This window comes from Rhodoferax aquaticus, from assembly GCF_006974105.1.
Classification (GTDB): Bacteria; Pseudomonadota; Gammaproteobacteria; order Burkholderiales; family Burkholderiaceae_C; genus Allorhodoferax; species Allorhodoferax aquaticus_A.
Genome location: NZ_CP036282.1, coordinates 3,787,203 through 3,804,310, shown reverse-complemented (window position 1 = coordinate 3,804,310; position 17,108 = coordinate 3,787,203). Strand labels below are relative to the sequence as shown.

Below are 17,108 nucleotides of genomic sequence, written 5' to 3'. Positions count from 1 at the left end.
AACGGTCATCTGCGGTGGTTCTTCACAAACAGGCCCACCCGCTCGTGCGCCACCCGCAAGGCGCCTACCAGCTGCGGGTGCGAAGCCAGCGCCCCCCAGAGCACATTGTCTGCCGCAAAGGCAGCGACCGGGTCGGCAGATTCACACATGGCGTGCGCTGCAGCCGTATCCATGGCCTGGTCCTGGTAGGTGTAGGCAATCTCGCCCCGGTGCCAGCGCTGCAGGTAAGCCAGAAACAGCGCAGGCAACATGGACACGCTCGAGATGGATTCACCCCGGGCCAGACGCTCGCGAATGGTGGGGGCAATGAAACCCGGAATCTTGGAATAACCGTCCATGGCCACGCGCTGGTTGGTGTCGCAAATGGCAGGGTTGCCGAAACGATCCAGCACCACGTCGCGGTAGGCGCGCAAGTCCAGCGGACTGGGCTTTTCAGGCGTATCCAACACAGGAATGGTGTCGTCCGTCACGTAGTCATACGCAAAGCGGCGGATGACGGAGTCATGCGTGCCTTCGTGGATGTACTGGTAGCTCACCAGGGTGCCGGCCCAGGCGATGCAGCTGTGGGTGGCATTGAGCAGGCGGATCTTGGCTTCTTCATAGGCGTCAACCGACTGCACCATTTCCACGCCCACCTGCTCCCAGGCAGGGCGGCCGGCAATGAAGTTGTCTTCAATCACCCACTGGATAAAGCTCTCACCCATGATGGCGGCTTGATCGTCCCAGCCGGTCGCGGCCTTCACGCGCTCGGCCACATCCGACGTGGGCCGCGGGGTGATGCGGTCCACCATGGCATTGGGGCTGCTGGTGTTCTGCTCTACCCATGCCTTGAGCGCGGCGTCGCCGAGTGCGTCAATGAACTGCAGCAAGCCGGCGCGCGAACGCTCGCCGTTGTGGCGGAGGTTGTCGCAGTTCATCAGGGTCACCGCACCGGCGCCGCTGCGCATGCGGGCCCGCAAGATGCTGACCAAGCCGCCGTAAATAGTGTGGCCGGCGCGGCCCGCCTTCACCGCCTCCAGGTCAGCCCGCAGGTCCGCAAAGGTGGCCCAGTCCAGTTGGTTTTTTGCACCCAGGTAGTAGCCGGCTTCGGTCACTGTGAACGAAATGATGCGGGTGGCAGCCTCAGCACCGGCTGCAATCAGCGGGGCCAGGTCATCCTGATAAGGAATGACTTTCTGGATCGACTCAATGCGGGTGTAGCTGCGCTCGCCTTGGGGCGTCACGGTTTCCAGCGTGTACGCGCCGCCTTGGGCCTGCAGGGCCTCCATGGTGGCCAGCATGTCCGGGCGCAGATTGCCGCCGGTGATGGACCATTCGGTATCACCACGCTGCCGCAGTTTGTGGATGTAAAGCGCTTGGTGTGCGCGGTGGAACGAGCCCAGTCCGAGGTGAAGAATCGTGGTCATGGTCAGGCGTAAAAAAAGTGGATCAGGGTTCGCTGGGAGATCGCTTAAAGATCAAACTGGGTGGGCATCATCACCACGTCGCGGATGGTCATGCCGCGCGGACGGGTCAGCATGAAAATCACCACGTCAGCGACTTCCGAGGCCTCCAGCAAGCTGCCTTTGGCCTTGGCTTCTGCCAGCTTGTCGGCAGGCCAATCAGACAGCAAAGAGGTAATGACCGGCCCCGGGGAAATCGAGCCTACGCGCAATCCGTGCTTGAACACTTGGCGGCGCACCGTCTGCACAAAGCAGTCGATGGCCCACTTGGACGACGCATACACGGGCTCCCACGGGGTCGGGAAGTGCGCTGCCAGTGAGCTGGTCACGATGATGTCGCCCGAGCCCCGCGCGATCATGTGCGGCAGCACGTTATGCACGTTCTTCATCACCACATTGATGTTCAGGTTGAGCATGCGGTCGATGGCATCCGGATCGCTGTCGACCAGGTCGCCGCCCACATACAGGCCGGCGTTGGCGTGGAACACATCCAAGCGCCCTTCCAGTGCCAGCACTTGAGTGAGCAAGCTGGCGCACTGGTCGCGGTCCAGCAGGTCCAGCACCAGGGGCACAGCTTGAGACCCGAGGCTTGCGCAGGCTTTGTCCAGTGCAGTGCGATCACGGTCGATCAGCACCACGCGGGCACCGGCTTGAACCATGGCGTTCGCGCTGGCAAAGCCAATGCCCGAAGCGGCACCTGTGACAGCGGCCACCTGGCCGTGAAGGGCTTGCTGTGGGTGAGGTGTCATAACGGCGGACATCAACGTGCGCCCGCGGCTACGACACGGCCGTTGGCATCAAACAGGTGGGCAGCATCGGCATCGATGTGCACGCCTACGTCAGCGCCCACATGCAGCTCGGTGCGGGTGTTCAAGCGAGCCACCAGCTGGGCGCCGTTCTGGGTGGTCACATAGATCAGGGTCTCGGCGCCAAGAGCCTCGATCAGCTCTACCTTGGCTTGCACAGCCCCCTGGCCGGCTTGCACCAGCGTGATGCTTTCAGGCCGTAAGCCTATGGAACCCAGCGCAGGCACTTGCACACCGGCCACGGTAGTCACCGAGGGCAGCTTGGCGGCTTCGACCACGTTCATTTGCGGAGTGCCGATGAACTGGGCCACAAACTGGTTGGCCGGGCGGTCATACAGCTCCAGCGGCGTACCCACCTGCTCAATACTGCCGTCGCGTAGCACCACCACGCGGTCGGCCAAGGTCATGGCTTCCACTTGGTCGTGCGTTACGTAAATGGTGGTGGCGCCGAGGTCGCGGTGCAGCTTGGCAATCTCGATACGCGTCTGGCCGCGCAGGGCTGCATCCAGATTGGAGAGCGGCTCGTCAAACAAAAACACTTTGGGGGCCCGCACGATGGCGCGGCCGATCGCCACACGCTGGCGCTGACCGCCAGACAACTCTTTGGGTGTGCGCTGCAAATAGTTGGTCAGGTTCAGGATATTGGCGGCGCGGTCCACCTTGTCTTTGATGATGGCGGGGTCCACATGGGCCAGCTTCAAGGCAAAGCTCATGTTCTCGAACACGCTCATGTGCGGGTAGAGCGCGTAGCTCTGAAACACCATGGCCAGGTCGCGCTTGCTGGAGGGCTGGTGGGTGATGTCCCGGCCATCGAGCTGCAAGCTGCCGCCGTCGATGGTTTCCAGGCCGGCAATCAGGCGCAAGAGCGTGGACTTGCCGCAGCCGGACGGGCCCACAAACACCACAAATTCGCCTTGTTGGATGGCCAGGTCAATGCCCTTGATAACGCGGTGTTCGCCGAACAGCTTTTCAACGCCGCTGAGTTGGAGGTAAGACATGAAGAAGGTCTCCTGAATAGTTTTGTTAGGAACGTTTGCGTACCAGGCACACAGGCCCAGGGGTGCCGCAGGACCGGCTCCGCCGGACTGCTGGCACCGCCCCCTGCAAGGGGGAAAGCGGCCACACGCAGTGGGCAAGCCGGGAGGTGTGCATCACTTCACCGCGCCGAAGGTGAGGCCTTGAACGAGTTGTTTTTGGCTGAACCAGCCGAAGACCACGATGGGGCCGATCGCCATGAAGGACGCAGCCGACAACTTGGCCCAGAACAGACCCTCCGGGCTGGAATAGCTGGCAATCAGCGTGGCCAGCGTGCCGGCCTTGGCCGCGCTCAGGTTGAGCGACCAGAAAGCCTCGTTCCAACTCAGCACCAGTGTCAGCAAACCGGTAGAGGCCAGCCCGCCCATGGTGAGAGGCAGCAGCACATAGCGGAACTCGCTCCAGAGCGTGGCGCCGTCCATGCGGGATGCTTCCAGAATCTCGTTCGGGATCTCCTTCAGGTAGGAATACAGCATCCACACCATGATGGGCAGGTTGGACAAGGTGAACACGATCACCAGTCCGGTGCGGGTGTCCAGCAAGCCACTGGTCTGAGCCATCACATACACCGGCACCAGGGCGCCCACGGCGGGCATCATCTTGGTCGAGAGCATCCACATCAGGATGTCTTTGGTGTACTTGCCCTTGAAGAAGGCCATGGCATACGCGGCCGGAAATGCCAGCATCAAGCCCAGAGTGGTGGAGGCCACGCTGGTGATGAGCGAGTTCTTGGCGTAGAGCATGTAGTCGCTACGCTCTTGCACGATCTGGAAGTTCTCCAGCGTAGGCGTGAAGAGCAGCAAAGGCGGCACCGAGATGGCTTGCAGCTCGGTCTTGAAGGCCGTGAGTACCAGCCAGCCCAACGGGAAGAACAGCACCAGAGTCACCAGCCACGCAACCAGCGTGCGCAAGCAGTAGGCAGGTGTGTAAATAGAAGCTTTCATGCGAAGGACTCCATGGCGTCTGAGGGGGAGCGAACGAGGGCTCCGTGGAACCGGCTTTGCCGGGCCACCAGAGCCGCCCCCTTGAGGGGGACGAGCGAAGCAAGACAGGGGTGGTTCATAACTACTTGTCCAGGTTCTTGCCGACCATGCGGATCAGGAAGACGGCGGCGATATTGGCCAGGACCACGGCGAACAGCGCACCCGCGGAAGCCACACCGGCATCGAAATTCAGGAGCGCCTGCTTGAAGATCAGGAAGGCCACGTTGGTGCTCGCGTCGCCCGGGCCACCACCGGTGGTGGTGTAGATCTCGGCAAACACGCTGAGCAGGAAGATCATCTCGATCATCACCACCACCGCCACCGAGCGCGCCATGTGGGGCAGATAGAGGTAGCGCAGTTGCTGCAGGTAATTGGCGCCGTCCATGCGGGAGGCTTCCAACTGCTCGCGGTTCATGCTCTGCAAGGAGGTAATGAAAATGAGCGTCGCAAATGGCAGCCACTGCCAAGAGACGATGATGATCACGCTGAACAGCGGGAAGTCAGTCAACCAGTCCACCGGGGTGCCGCCGAAGAAGATCCACACCTGCGCCAGCACGCCGTAGATGGGGTTCATCATCATGTGCTTCCACAGCAGGGCATTCACGGTGGGCATGACGAAGAACGGTGAAATCAGCAGGATGCGGACCAGACCACGGCCGGGAAAAGGCTCGTCGATCAGCAGCGCAATCAAAGTACCCAACACCACCGTGATCAGGATCACGCTGCCGAGCAGCAGCAGGGTGTTCATCACTGCCGTGCCAAACGAAGGGTCGGTCACGAAGTATTCAAAGTTCTCCAGTCCGATGAAGCCGCTCTGGTCGGGCTGCATCAGGTTGTAGCGGATGACCGAGAAGTAAATGGTCATCACCAAGGGCACGATCATCCACAAGAAGAGGGTGACCACTGCCGGCGCCATCAGGGCGCGGGGAATAAATCGGTTCATGAAGATGTCTCTCACTGAGCGTCGCCGGCCCGAAGGGGCATGGAGTGCGGCGGAAAACGTGACATAAAAGGGCGCGCAGGTTCCCCCGCGCGCCTGAAGTCAACTTACCGGGAGAGATGCTTACTTGTAGTAGCCGGCCTTCTTCATTTCGCGCTCTGCTGCGACTTGAGAGGCCTTCAAGGCTGCGTCTACCGACTTCTTGCCGGCCAGTGCTGCACTCATTTCCTGACCCACGGTGGCGCCGATGGCCTGGAACTCAGGAATCGCTGCAAACTGCACTCCGACATACGGGCTCTTGGGCAAGGTGCTGTCGCTCGGGTTGGCAGAGTCGATGGCTGCTTTTTCAGCCGCTGCAAACTTGGCAGCCTTCTGGAACTCAGGGTTGGCGTAGGTGCTCTTGCGGGTGCCGGTAGGCACGTGGGCCCAGCCGTTGGTCTTGGCCACAAGCTCGATGTATTCCTTGGAGGTTGCCCAGGTCACAAACTTGCTGGCTGCGTCCACTTTCTTGGAGCCCGATGGAATGGCCAGTGCCCATGCCCACAACCAGTTGGCACCCTTGGGGGTCACAGCGGTGGGTGCCTGTGCAAATGCCACCTTGTCCGCCACTTTGGACTGCTTGGGGTCGGTGATGAAAGACGCTGCAATGGTCGCGTCAATCCACATGCCGCACTTGCCTTCGTTGTACAGCGCCAGGATTTCGTTGAAGCTGTTGGCAGACGAGCCGGGAGGGCCGTAGTTCTTCAGAAGGTCCACGTAGAAGTTGATGGAGTCCTTCCAGGGCTGGCTTTCCAGCTGGGGCTTCCAGCTTGTGTCGAACCATTGGCCGCCATTGGTGTTGACCAAAGTGGTCAAGAAGGCCATGTTGTCGCCCCAGCCCGGTTTGCCGCGCAGGCAGATACCGTACACGCCGTTCTTGGGGTCATGGATCTTGGCAGCCAGGGCCTTGATGTCGGTCCAGGTGGGCTTGTCAGCCACTTTGATGCCGGCCTTGTCAGCCAAGTCCTTGCGGTACATCAGCATGGAGGATTCACCGTAGAAGGGCACCGCAAACATCTTGCCGTCCACTGACAAGCCATTGCGCATGGCGGGCAGGATGTCGTCCGCGTCGTACTTGGCGTCGGTCTTCAGTTCCTGCAGCCAGCCTTTTTTGCCCCAGATCGGGGTTTCGTACATGCCGATGGTCATTACGTCAAACTGGCCGCCCTTGGTGGCGATGTCGGTGGTCACGCGCTGGCGCAGCACGCCTTCTTCCAGGGTCACCCACTTGAGTTTGATGTCGGGGTTGGCCTGCTCGAAGTTCTTGCTGAGCTTCTGCATTTCGATCATGTGGCCGTTGTTCACGGTGGCTACAACGAGTTCAGTTTCTGCGTGCGATGCGCCGCACAAGCTCATCACCAGAGCAGCGCTCAGGCTAAGACGGGTCGTCAGTTTCATGGAAATGTCTCCTTGTTGTTGGATGGGTTGCGCTATTCAATGCTTGTCTGCAGCTAGCACCGACCCCATGAACGATACTGGTATCCATGTTCTGAAATGGTACAAAGATCGAGTCTTCTGGTATTTAATTTCATACCCATTGCAGTGTTTACACCTATTTGTGTCAATTTAGTACTGGTCTCATGCGTGTTAGGACATGCTTTGAGGTCTTTACATGGCTGCGGTTTTGTTACATTTTTTGTACTCGCGTCCTGTACCACGATGGGTACAGTGTTTTCTTTACATGCTCTGTCATCAGGACTCTTGTATGCGCACTGTGCGGCCTTTCTCTAGGCCTATTCCTTTGCTGCGGCCTGTGGCCGCACCCCGATATTTGCAACCTCGCGTTCGCAATCGCTTGCTCACTGGCGCTTTGTGGGTCAGCCTGTCGGTGCTGCCGCAGGTGGCGCAATCAGGGCCACTGTGGGACCGTTTGCAAGAGCGACGTGCCATGAAGGAGCAGGCCCAGGGGCCTGAACAAGTCGTGCAAGACCCGTATGGTGCCAGCGCAAAGGTAGCGCTGACCAAGGGCAAGGTGCTCCATGACTTGGCCTATGGCACAGACGCAAAGCAGCGCTTGGATGTGTACATGCCAGCGAGCGCCAAGGTGGGCTCACCCGTTGCCCCTGTGATTCTGATGGTGCATGGTGGGGCTTGGCGTATAGGGGACAAGCGCCATAGCCAAGTGGTTGAAAACAAGGTGACGCGCTGGGTGGGCAAGGGCTTTGTGCTGGTCTCGATTAACAACCGATTGCTGCCGCAGACTGACCCTTTGCAGCAAGCCCACGACGTGGCCCGTGCGCTGGCTTATGTTCAGACACATGCCCCCAGTTGGGGCGGCAACCCCCAGTCGGTGGTGCTGATGGGCCATTCCGCAGGTGCCCACCTTGTGGCACTGTTGGCGGCATATCCGCGTTTGGCCCAAGACTTGGGTGCAACGCCGTGGTTAGGCACGGTGGCCCTTGACAGTGCGGCCATGGATGTGACTCGCATCATGCAGGTCAAGCACATGGGGCTGTACGACCCTGCATTTGGTACAGACCCCGCCTACTGGGCGAGCGTTTCGCCCACCCAGCTGTTAACGGCTCACTCCTTGCCGATATTGGCGGTGTGTTCCTCAGAGCGAGCAGATTCGTGTGTGCAGGCCCGAGCTTTGGCTCAGCGTGGCGCCCAAGTAGGCAGCCGGGTGCAGGTTTTGCCGCAAGCGCTGTCGCACATTGAAATCAATGCGCAGCTTGGGGTTCCAGGGGTGTACACGACCGCCGTAGAGCAGTTTATGGCCAGCCTAAGTCCCGAGCTCGCGCAGTGGTTGGCAGCGCCTTAACTGGGTTGCTTCGAAAAAAGAACCTGCGAGAGCAATGGCGGTGGGCGCTCCAGCCCCAAAGTGGCCTTGGAATTAGGGAACTATGGTCGTGAACAAGTAGGTCGCTAGCAGAACGAGGTGCACGGTGCCTTGCAGCACGGTGGTGCGCCCTGTGCTGAGTGATAAGGTGCACACAAACAGTGATAGCAACAGCAACACGGTTGACTTGATATCCAAGCCCAAGGTCAGGGTCCAGCCCGTAGCGACTGAAACGGCGGCCACCGCAGGGATGGTCAGGCCGATGCTGGCCAACGCCGAACCTAGCGCCAAGTTCAAACTGGTCTGCAAACGGTCAGCGCGCGCGGCACGGTAGGCCGCCACTCCTTCAGGTAGTAAGACCAACGCCGCAATGATGATGCCCACCAAAGCCTTGGGAGCACCCGCTTGTGCAACCAAAGATTCAATCGTGGGGGCCAAGCTTTTGGCCAGCAGCACCACGGCCACCAACGCCAAAACCAGCAAGCCCGCACTCACCGCCGCTTGCGCGTGGGTTGGGGGCTGGGCATGGGCTTCGTGGTCAGCAGGCGCATTGGCGGGTAAAAAATAGTCGCGGTGGCGCACGGTCTGCACCAGGACAAAAGTGCCGTACAGCACCAAAGACACGATGGCCACAAAAATGAGTTGGCTGCTGCTGTAGGTCGCGCCCGGGCTGCTGGTGGTGTAGTTTGGCAAGACCAGCACCAACACCGCAATGGCCGCCAGCGTGGTCAGTGAAGCGCTGACCCCATAGAGGCCAAAGCTTTGCTCCCGGTAACGGCTGCCGCCCACCAACAAGCACAAGCCCACGATGCCGTTAAGTATCAGCATGACGGCTGCAAACACCGTGTCACGCGCCAACGCCGCCGTGGCTGGCCCACCGCTGAGCATGAGCGACACAATGAGCGCTACCTCAATCACAGTAATGGCCAGCGCCAGCACCAAGGTGCCATAGGGCTCGCCCACCTTGTGGGCCACCACTTCTGCATGGTGCACAGCGGCAAAGACCGTCGCCATCAGTGCAAGGGCCAAAACGGTAAACCACAGGCCCCCGGAGAACCCCATCAGGCTCAGAGCGAGCAACAGGGCCGCAACAAGAGGAGCGGCAATGGTCCAAGTCGGTAGTGCGTGGTGGTTCATGGTGCGATGGGGCGGAGGTCGGTGGCGAAGTTCAGGCGGCAAATGGCCTTTATCGTAACGTGCAAGTGGACGCATCCCTATTCACCATGGGGCTAGGGTCCAGGGCTAGGCAAGCAGCTAGGAACAATGGGATACTGAAAGTCCGCTGTACAGGCCGAATGCGCACCTGAGTACCCTATGGAATGCCTATGGTTGACATGCTAAACGCTGAGAGCCCGCCGCGCCTACGGGCGTGGGGAAGAGCGCTGTCGCTCAAGCGCTCCATCGTGGTGGGCATTGCCTTAGGCATCTTGTTGCCTGCACTCATCGTGGGGCCGTTTTTGGCGCGTGAAATCTATGTGCGTGAGATCCAGGCACGCAGCCAAACCCTGTTGCACCAATATGCCTCCATGCTGGAGCAAACGATGCCCAACCCCATTTGGTATGTGGATGCACCGGCCGCGCAGGCCTTTGTAAATTCCGTCATGCTCAACCCTGACGTGGTGCGCATTCTGGTGGAGGACGCGTCACTGGGGCACCTTGTGCTGGCAGAAAAGCCCAACGTTCCGAAGGACTCGCGCATCCAAGAAATGCGCACAGTCGTGCGCAACGGACTGCCCATTGGCCGTATCACCGTCGACATGACCACCGCCCAAGTAGAGCAGCAGTTTTTTTACACCTTGGTGCGGGTAGCCGCGGCACTTTTGGTGCAACTGGTGGTGTCATGCCTTTTGCTTTTTTGGCTGTTTGAGGGGCGTTTGATGCGCCCCTTGCGGCAGCTGCACCGCGATGCCGATCGACTTGCCGGTGGCGAGCTGGCAAGCCCCGTGCTAGCCGTGCGTGACGATGAGATCGGTGCGTTGGCGCATGGCATGGACCATATGCGCTCGCAGCTGTTCGCTTTTCAAAGCGAGCTAGAGCAAAGGGTGCAAGAGCGCACCCAAGCCTTGGAAACGGCCAACCAAGAGCTTCTGCAAGCGATGGCCACGCTCAAAAATGCCCAAGACGAAATTCAGCGTACCGACCGCTTGGCCGCCCTAGGCGCCTTGGTCGCAGGTGTTGCCCATGAGCTCAACACTCCCATTGGTGTGTGCGTTACCGTGGCCAGCACCTTGCGCGAGACCAGCGACAGCTTTGAAGCATCCCTTGCCCAAGGGGTAACACGAGGTGCACTCTCGACCTACGTGAGCCATAACCAGCAAGGTACCGAGATCCTCATGCGTAGCCTCGCACAGGCTGCTGAACTCATTGGGGGCTTCAAGCAAGTGGCGGTAGACCGCACCAGTGCGCAGCGCAGAGTCTTCGACCTGCATGCCATGGTCGTGGAAACCGCGATGACGATTGGCATTTCACTCAAGCACAGCAACCATCAGCTGCTGACCGATGTGCCCACCGGCATCCATATGGACAGCTACCCTGGCCCCTTGGGGCAAGTGTTCAGCAACCTCATTGCCAATGCAGTGCTGCATGCCTTTGGGCCGGGCGTGGCTGGGCGCGTCACGGTCAGTGCGCGGTCGTGTGCGCCCCAGGCCGTAGAGTTGCGCGTGCAAGACAATGGCTGCGGCATCACGCCCGCCAACCTCAACCGCATCTTTGATCCCTTTTTCACCACGCGCCTAGGGCAGGGTGGCAGTGGCCTGGGGCTGAACATTGTGTACAACTTGGTCACCGTGGTGCTGGGCGGGAGCATTCGGGTGGAAAGCACGGTCAACCAAGGCACCACCTTCGTCATGGTCTTGCCTTTGACGGCGCCGAACAGTGTGACGCCTGAGCCAGCATGTGAACACCCGGACCGCGCGTAGCCCGTTTTAACTGGGTAAGCGCGTGAGCGCGTGAGCGCCTAAGGCTACTTGGTTGTAACGCTCCAAGCGGTGGGGCAGTTCACCTGGGCCAGTAGCTTGTTGTATTCACCTGATGCCCGCAACTTTTTCAGGCCGGCATTGAATTCAGCTAAGCGCGTTGCGCTTTCGTTGCGCGCCTTGGGTAGCAGCAAGTGGGTGGTAAAGCTGTCCGTCATGAGTTTGGGGTGGGCTGACAGGCGGCTGGCTTCAGCCGGTGTAAAGTTTTTTTGTAGCAGGTCGCACGCCACGTTGCGCTCCATGGGGCTGACATCGACCCGGTCTAAGAGCAACATTTTCAACGCGGCCCGGTCGTCTTGCACCCGCTCCACTTTGAGCTCGCCTGCATTGGCCATTGCCCAAATTTGGGGGGTGTAGGTGTAGTCCTGAATCATGGCCATGCGGTAAGGCTTGAGGTCGGGCAGCGCGTTCCATTGCAGGGCGATGGCTTTGCGGTGCACCATCACCCACTGCTCAGTAAGGACGTTGTCACTGAGCAAAAAGCTGGCCTCGTGTTCCGGCTTGTGGCCCCAGTAAGCACTGGCGTCCCATTTGCCTAATCGGGTTTCGGCCAAGGCGCGCGACCACGGCAAAAAGGTGTACTCCACTTGGTAACCCGCCAGCTCAAAGCTACGGCGCACAATGCTCAGCGCGATACCTTGGTCCGGCCGCGACTCAGTGGCATACGGCGCCAGCTCCCCTGTTGCAATTTTGAGCGCAGGCTTTTGCGCCACAGCCCATGGCGCTGACGCCAATAGCCACGCTGCGATGAAGGTCCCCAACCGTTTTGCCATGGTTCGCTCCCACAAAGAAAGTCCTTGCTGCTAGCCTACCATGCAGAGGAATTAGCGTGGGGTGTTTCTGGTGTTTCCAGATGCGCTTGCAGCACTTCCGCCAGCCAATCCATCACCACGCGCACCCGTTTGGCTACATTGCGGCGGTTGGCGTAGACCACATGCAAGGGCATATCGGGGGCGCGGTACTGGGGCAAGATTTCGACAAGCTGGCCTTGGTCTAGCATGGCCTTCACCCCCAAGTGCGGTACTTGGATGATGCCCAAGCCCGCCAAACAAGCGGCGCTGTAGGCATCCGCATTGTTCACCGTGATCGCACCGTGCATGGCAATGGCATGTAAGCCGTGTGCCTCAGCGTACTCAAAGCCGTCGGGCTTGCTGCCCAAGGTGTTGGCGTAGTGCACCAGCGTGTGCTTCGCCAAGTCTGCCAATGTGGCAGGCAATCCGCGCTGACTTAGGTAGGCCGGGCTGGCGCAGTTGACCATGCGCATGGCACCCATGTGGCGTGCTACCAAGCTGCTGTCTTGCACCGGCCCCGCGCGCAGCACGCAGTCAAAACCTTCGCGCACGATGTCCACCCGCCGCTCTGTACAGCTGAGTTCAAGTTCCAGCAAGGGGTGCAAAGCCAGCAGCGCGGGCAGTTGGGGCAGAACCGCATGGCGCGCTATGCCTGACGACATGTCGATGCGGACACGCCCACGCAAAGCCTGCTCGCCTTGGAGCTGAAACATGGTTTGCAGCTCATCCAGGTCGGCCAACACATCTTTGCAACGCTCGTAAAACGCCTGGCCATCGTGGGTGAGTTGCACCTTGCGCGTGGTGCGGTGCAACAAGCGCGTGCCCATCGTGGCCTCTAGCTGCGCAATGGCCGTGGACACCGTGGCCTTGGGTAGGTCCATGCTGCTGGCCGCTTGGGTAAAGCTGGCCAACTCGGCCACCCGACTAAAGATCTGCATGTGCTCTACGGTGTTCATTGTTTGTGAATTAGCGAACAAATAAATCAAATTTTCTATGTTTATCTTGCCAATCGCAATCAATAAACTGCGTTCATCGTTAACCCACTTCAGAAAGTGACGCACCATGACCTCAATTACCCACCCATCCACGGCAGCTACATCACAAACCCCTGTGGCCCTCGTCACCGGCGGCAGCCGTGGCCTTGGCAAAAACAGCGCCTTGCATATCGCCCGTGGCGGCAGCGACGTGATCCTGACCTACCGCAGCGAAGCTGCCCAAGCGCAAGCCGTGGTGCAAGCCATCGAAGCCATGGGCCGCCGCGCCGTGGCCTTGCCTTTGGATGTGTCTGAGAGCAGCAGCTTTGCCGCATTCGCAGAGCAAGTGCGCAGTGCGCTGGCTACGCATTGGCAGCGGCAAGACTTCAACTTTTTGGTGAATAACGCGGGCGTGGGCGTGCACGCTAGTTTCATGGAGACCACCGAGGCGCAGTTTGATTCCATGGTCAACATCCACCTCAAAGGCGTGTTCTTCTTGACACAAAAGCTCTTGCCGCTGATGGCCGATGGTGGCCGCATCGTGAACGTGTCCACGGGCTTGGCGCGCTTTGCGCTGCCCGGTTACGCGGCCTACGGCAGCATGAAAGGGGCGGTCGAGGTGCTGACCCGCTACATGGCCAAGGAGCTCGGCCCACGCGGCATCGCAGTCAATGTGGTGGCCCCCGGCGCAATTGCGACTGATTTTGGTGGCGGCGCTGTGCGTGACAACGCGCAGCTCAACGCCTTTGTGGCCTCGCAAACCGCGTTGGGCCGCGTGGGCGAGCCCGACGATATTGGCGGCGTGATTGCATCGCTGCTGACACCGGGCAACCGCTGGGTGAATGCCCAACGCATCGAAGCCTCAGGCGGTATGTTTTTGTAGGCCTGCAGCTTAGCTTAAGCCGCAAGCCAACTCCCCCAGTGTTTGCAAGGCCGCATCAAAGCGAGGGTCTTGCGCATGGCCCACGTTGATGCGCAGGCAATGCGCAAAGCGCTGGTCTGCTGAAAACAGCTGGCCCGGCGCCACGCTGATGTGCTGCTCTAGCGCCAAGGCCTGCAGCTGCAGGGCGTTGATATGCGCCGGCAGCTCCACCCACACAAAGTAGCCCCCTTGCGGGCGCGTGGTGCGCGTGCCTTTGGGAAAGTGGCGTGTGATCAAGCGCAGCGCGCGCTGTTGGTCGTTGGCCAAGGTGCTGCGCAGCCCACGCAAGTGCCGCTCGTAGCTACCCCCTTGCAAATAGCCCGCAATCGCCAACTGTGATGGCACGGCGGTAGACAAAGTGGTCATGAGCTTCAAGCGCTGCACCGCGGGTGCGTAGCGCCCAGCGGCCACCCAGCCCACGCGGTAGCCCGGTGCCAAGCATTTTGAAAACGAGCTGCAGTGCAGCACCAAGCCTTGTGTGTCAAACACCTTGGCCGGCAGCGGGCGGCGCAGGTCAAAGTACAGCTCGCCATACACATCGTCTTCAATCAAAGGCACTTGGTGCTGGGCCAGCAGCGCCACCATGGCGCGCTTGGCGCTCTCGGGCATCAAGCTGCCCAAGGGGTTTTGAAAGTTAGGCATGAACCAGCAGGCTTTCACCGGGTGGCGCTGCAGCACGTCGGCTAAAGAGTCTAGGTCCACACCGGTGCGCGGGTGGGTAGCCACCTCCACCGCACGCAGCTTCAGGCGCTCCAGCGCTTGCAAGGCGGAGTAAAACATGGGCGACTCCACCGCCACCACATCGCCCGCCTGGGTGGTGGCCTGCAGGCAGAGGTTGAGCGCCTCCATGGCGCCATTGGTCACCACAATTTCTTCGGGCGCTGCCGCTGCGCCTTCCACCACATAACGCAAGGCCAGCCACTCGCGCAGCTTGTCGTTGCCCAAGGTCAGGTCTTCCGACAAGCGTTCGGGTGCCAAGCTGCGCATGGCAGGGGTGAGGCAGCGCGCCAACTTGTCCAGCGGAAACAGTGTGGGGCTGGGGAAGGCCGAGCCCAGCGGCACCACATCTTTGCGCCGCGTGGACTCCAGCACCTTGAACACCAGCTCGCTCACGGCCACGTCCGTGCTGTGCTGCGCAGGGGTTGCGGTGTGCGGCTGGGCTTGGCGCGGCGTGCGCTTCGCATTCACGTAATAGCCCGAGCGCGGGCGGACCTGCACCAAGCCCCGTGCTTCCAGCAAGTAGTAGGCTTCAAACACGGTGGATGCGCTGATCTTGCGCTGCGCACAGGCCTCCCGCACCGAGGGCAGGCGGTCACCGGCTTTCAAGGTTTGGGCTTCGATGAGCGCCGTAATTTCATGGGCGTAACGTTCGTAGCGTTTCATGGTGTGGCGTGGGCAGGCAGGGCGCTGGGTGCGTTAACTGATCTGGCTTTTTTCAGAAAATCGGAGTCTAGCGAATCAGATGCTATGAAACCGGCCCATGGATGTCTGTGCATCGGGCCCTGGTGGGCCCAGTTGGTGCATCGTGAGCGGGATGCTTTGGAGTGTGATAGTGGCCGATGTGCGTGGGCCGGCTGTGGCATATTGAGCCAAAAGGAAAACAAGATGCTACTCACTGATATTGCCGTTGAGCACACGCCAACGTCCCCCAAGGGCGGACTCCCTGCGACGCTTTGGTTGCACCCCTTTACGAACACCCAACGCGACAGCCTTGGCAAATTTGAGATCGTGCGTTCCATCCGTGAGCCAGGGGCTAAGGAGGTAAAACGCTCAACCTTCGTGTCGTTTCAGCAGTTGGCGGAGTTGTACGCAAAAGGCGTGCTGGACGAATTCGGGTTTTCCGTGCGCATGTGTGCTGCAGGCGGCAAGTACCCCATGGTGAATCCTGTAAAAAAGGTACTCCCCGCCCACATCAAGCCAGGTTCACCCTTCGCGCTGGCGGTGCAAGCCGTAGATGTGTCACAACCCGCTAGCCGCGAATTGAGAACAGCGCTGTTTCGCACCAACGTCAAGCTCTAGGTGTGCCTGCGCATCCAACGCTTAATCATGGCGAAATCGTCGCCATGTGTGTCTCGCACGCTATGCGCAGATCACCGCGTGGTGAGGCTTTGAGCGCCCCATGGATGGGATCAGTCTTTCCTCGTGGGCTCGTACATGCGAAACGTGTTGCGCCCAGACTTTTTGGCCGCATACATTGCGAAATCTGCCTGCTGGCATAGATCATCAAAACTCTGATGGCCCTCGTGCATGAGGGTAGCGCCAATACTGACCGTATTGATCCACGGGGCCGAGCCCAAGGTATAGGGCTGGCTGAGGCACTCTAAGATTTTTTCGGCGATATCGCGCGTTTTGCTTGCGGCATGCGTAGAGTCTGTCCCTAGGTTTTCAAGCATCACAACAAACTCATCGCCCGAAATCCGGGCCACCGTATCGGCCTCTCTCACCGCCCCCGTCAGGCGGCGCGCGATGTCTTTCAACAATAAGTCTCCCGCCTCATGTCCGAGTTGGTCATTGACCTCTTTGAAGTTGTCTGAGTCCAAAAACAGGATGGCACCCAATTGTTTGGATCTCTTGGCGGCGTTCAAAGCCTGTTCCACGCGGTCAATGAGCAGGCGGCGGTTGGGGAGTTTGGTCAACGCGTCGGTCATCGCCATGCTGTGCAGGCTGATGTTGAGCGTTTCCAACTGCGCTTTCTGTGCAGCCAATTCGCCATTGAGTCTTTTCAACTCTTCTTCTTGTTGACGCCGTGCGTTGATGTTGTAGGTGACGCCGATGAGGTGCTTGGCGTTCGGTTCATCCACGCGTTCCACGATTTTTCCGCTGTTGGCATACCAAATCCACGCACCCGATTTTGTTTTTAATCTGAATTCACATTGGTATTTGGCGACGGCACCACGCAGATGATCGTCAATCGCTTGTTTCATGCGATCCACATCGTCTGGATGGACGATGGAAAAGATATTGTCCATGCAGTCGCCAGCCTCTTCCTCCGTGTATCCGAGTTCGGCATACACCTTGGTGGCTTTGCGTGTGACGGCGCCACTGACCAGCTCGTTTTCCCAAACGTCTAAGCCGGCGGCTTCCATAACCACATCGATGAATGTTTCGTGTTGCATGGTGGGTAATCTTCTCGGGCAAATCGCACAGTGCTGGTTGGGGTATTGGGAACTTGCGCAAGTGAGGGCGTATTGCTGCGAACCCACAAAAACCTGCCATGCGCGCTACGTCACGTATACGTAAGGATACAGCCCTATTGTGACTCGGAAGCCGAGCGCGCGACTCCCAAGTAGGCTTTAGCGGACGGCTGCTGGTGGCCAACCCGCCACTGCGCTGCGCGCCGCCACGCCAGCAATGCCGCGCCGTACATCGTCCGAGTACCCTGCGCACAATGGCAATTTGTGCAAAAAGTGCCTCTGCCGCTC

The 17,108-nt window shown here is 59.7% G+C and carries 15 protein-coding genes; 4 read left to right on the top strand and 11 right to left on the bottom strand.

Annotated elements, in window-relative coordinates; translation table 11 throughout:
- Positions 1 to 5: 5 nt before the first annotated feature.
- The 6 genes from dalD to EXZ61_RS17550 form a co-directional block, all read right to left on the bottom strand.
- A complete protein-coding gene (gene dalD, locus EXZ61_RS17575; RefSeq protein WP_142812989.1) occupies positions 6 to 1,406 on the bottom strand; it encodes a D-arabinitol 4-dehydrogenase in 1,401 nt (466 codons plus the stop codon).
- Positions 1,407 to 1,450: 44 nt separating this feature from the next.
- Positions 1,451 to 2,191, bottom strand: coding sequence for an SDR family oxidoreductase (locus tag EXZ61_RS17570; protein WP_237218995.1), 741 nt, complete (start codon positions 2,189 to 2,191; stop codon positions 1,451 to 1,453).
- Positions 2,192 to 2,202: 11 nt separating this feature from the next.
- Complete coding sequence (locus EXZ61_RS17565; protein ID WP_142812987.1) at positions 2,203 to 3,246, bottom strand: ABC transporter ATP-binding protein; 1,044 nt, start codon at positions 3,244 to 3,246, stop codon at positions 2,203 to 2,205.
- 153 nt (positions 3,247 to 3,399) lie between these two features.
- Positions 3,400 to 4,227 (bottom strand): carbohydrate ABC transporter permease, encoded by an 828-nt coding sequence (locus EXZ61_RS17560; protein ID WP_142812986.1) that lies wholly within the window; start codon positions 4,225 to 4,227, stop codon positions 3,400 to 3,402.
- A gap of 121 nt (positions 4,228 to 4,348) precedes the next feature.
- Positions 4,349 to 5,209: a carbohydrate ABC transporter permease gene (locus EXZ61_RS17555; protein WP_142812985.1), complete on the bottom strand. Its 861-nt coding sequence runs from the start codon at positions 5,207 to 5,209 to the stop codon at positions 4,349 to 4,351.
- A gap of 120 nt (positions 5,210 to 5,329) precedes the next feature.
- Positions 5,330 to 6,643, bottom strand: coding sequence for an ABC transporter substrate-binding protein (locus tag EXZ61_RS17550; protein ID WP_142812984.1), 1,314 nt, complete (start codon positions 6,641 to 6,643; stop codon positions 5,330 to 5,332).
- Positions 6,644 to 6,950: 307 nt separating this feature from the next.
- On the opposite strand from EXZ61_RS17550, the gene EXZ61_RS17545 reads away from it, so the two are divergent.
- Positions 6,951 to 8,006, top strand: coding sequence for an alpha/beta hydrolase (locus EXZ61_RS17545; protein WP_142812983.1), 1,056 nt, complete (start codon positions 6,951 to 6,953; stop codon positions 8,004 to 8,006).
- A 72-nt stretch (positions 8,007 to 8,078) separates the two neighbouring features.
- On the opposite strand, the gene EXZ61_RS17540 is transcribed toward EXZ61_RS17545, so the two are convergent.
- Positions 8,079 to 9,161 carry a calcium:cation antiporter gene (locus EXZ61_RS17540; RefSeq protein WP_142812982.1) on the bottom strand — a complete coding sequence of 361 codons (1,083 nt, stop codon included), beginning with the start codon at positions 9,159 to 9,161 and terminating at the stop codon, positions 8,079 to 8,081.
- A 188-nt stretch (positions 9,162 to 9,349) separates the two neighbouring features.
- Between EXZ61_RS17540 and EXZ61_RS17535 the strand changes: the two genes are divergently transcribed.
- The gene (locus tag EXZ61_RS17535) at positions 9,350 to 10,942 is read left to right on the top strand and encodes a sensor histidine kinase (RefSeq protein ID WP_168224806.1); all 1,593 of its coding nucleotides are present in this window, start codon (positions 9,350 to 9,352) and stop codon (positions 10,940 to 10,942) included.
- Between the two features lie 44 nt (positions 10,943 to 10,986).
- Here EXZ61_RS17535 and EXZ61_RS17530 read toward each other — a convergent pair whose 3' ends face one another.
- Together EXZ61_RS17530 and EXZ61_RS17525 are read right to left on the bottom strand one after the other, a co-directional pair.
- On the bottom strand, positions 10,987 to 11,772 hold the full coding sequence (locus EXZ61_RS17530; protein ID WP_142812980.1) for a substrate-binding periplasmic protein: 786 nt from the start codon (positions 11,770 to 11,772) through the stop codon (positions 10,987 to 10,989).
- 35 nt (positions 11,773 to 11,807) lie between these two features.
- Positions 11,808 to 12,746, bottom strand: coding sequence for a LysR family transcriptional regulator (locus EXZ61_RS17525; RefSeq protein ID WP_142812979.1), 939 nt, complete (start codon positions 12,744 to 12,746; stop codon positions 11,808 to 11,810).
- A 106-nt stretch (positions 12,747 to 12,852) separates the two neighbouring features.
- On the opposite strand from EXZ61_RS17525, the gene EXZ61_RS17520 reads away from it, so the two are divergent.
- Complete coding sequence (locus EXZ61_RS17520; RefSeq protein ID WP_142812978.1) at positions 12,853 to 13,647, top strand: SDR family NAD(P)-dependent oxidoreductase; 795 nt, start codon at positions 12,853 to 12,855, stop codon at positions 13,645 to 13,647.
- Positions 13,648 to 13,656: 9 nt separating this feature from the next.
- Here the strand turns inward: EXZ61_RS17520 and EXZ61_RS17515 are convergent, their stop codons facing one another.
- Entirely contained in the window at positions 13,657 to 15,069 is a 1,413-nt protein-coding gene (locus EXZ61_RS17515) for an aminotransferase-like domain-containing protein (protein ID WP_142812977.1), read from the bottom strand.
- Positions 15,070 to 15,291: 222 nt separating this feature from the next.
- On the opposite strand from EXZ61_RS17515, the gene EXZ61_RS17510 reads away from it, so the two are divergent.
- Complete coding sequence (locus EXZ61_RS17510) at positions 15,292 to 15,705, top strand: hypothetical protein (RefSeq protein ID WP_142812976.1); 414 nt, start codon at positions 15,292 to 15,294, stop codon at positions 15,703 to 15,705.
- 110 nt (positions 15,706 to 15,815) lie between these two features.
- Here EXZ61_RS17510 and EXZ61_RS17505 read toward each other — a convergent pair whose 3' ends face one another.
- Positions 15,816 to 16,802, bottom strand: a complete 987-nt coding sequence (locus tag EXZ61_RS17505) for a sensor domain-containing diguanylate cyclase (protein ID WP_142812975.1) — start codon at positions 16,800 to 16,802, stop codon at positions 15,816 to 15,818.
- Between the last annotated feature and the right edge of the window lie 306 nt (positions 16,803 to 17,108).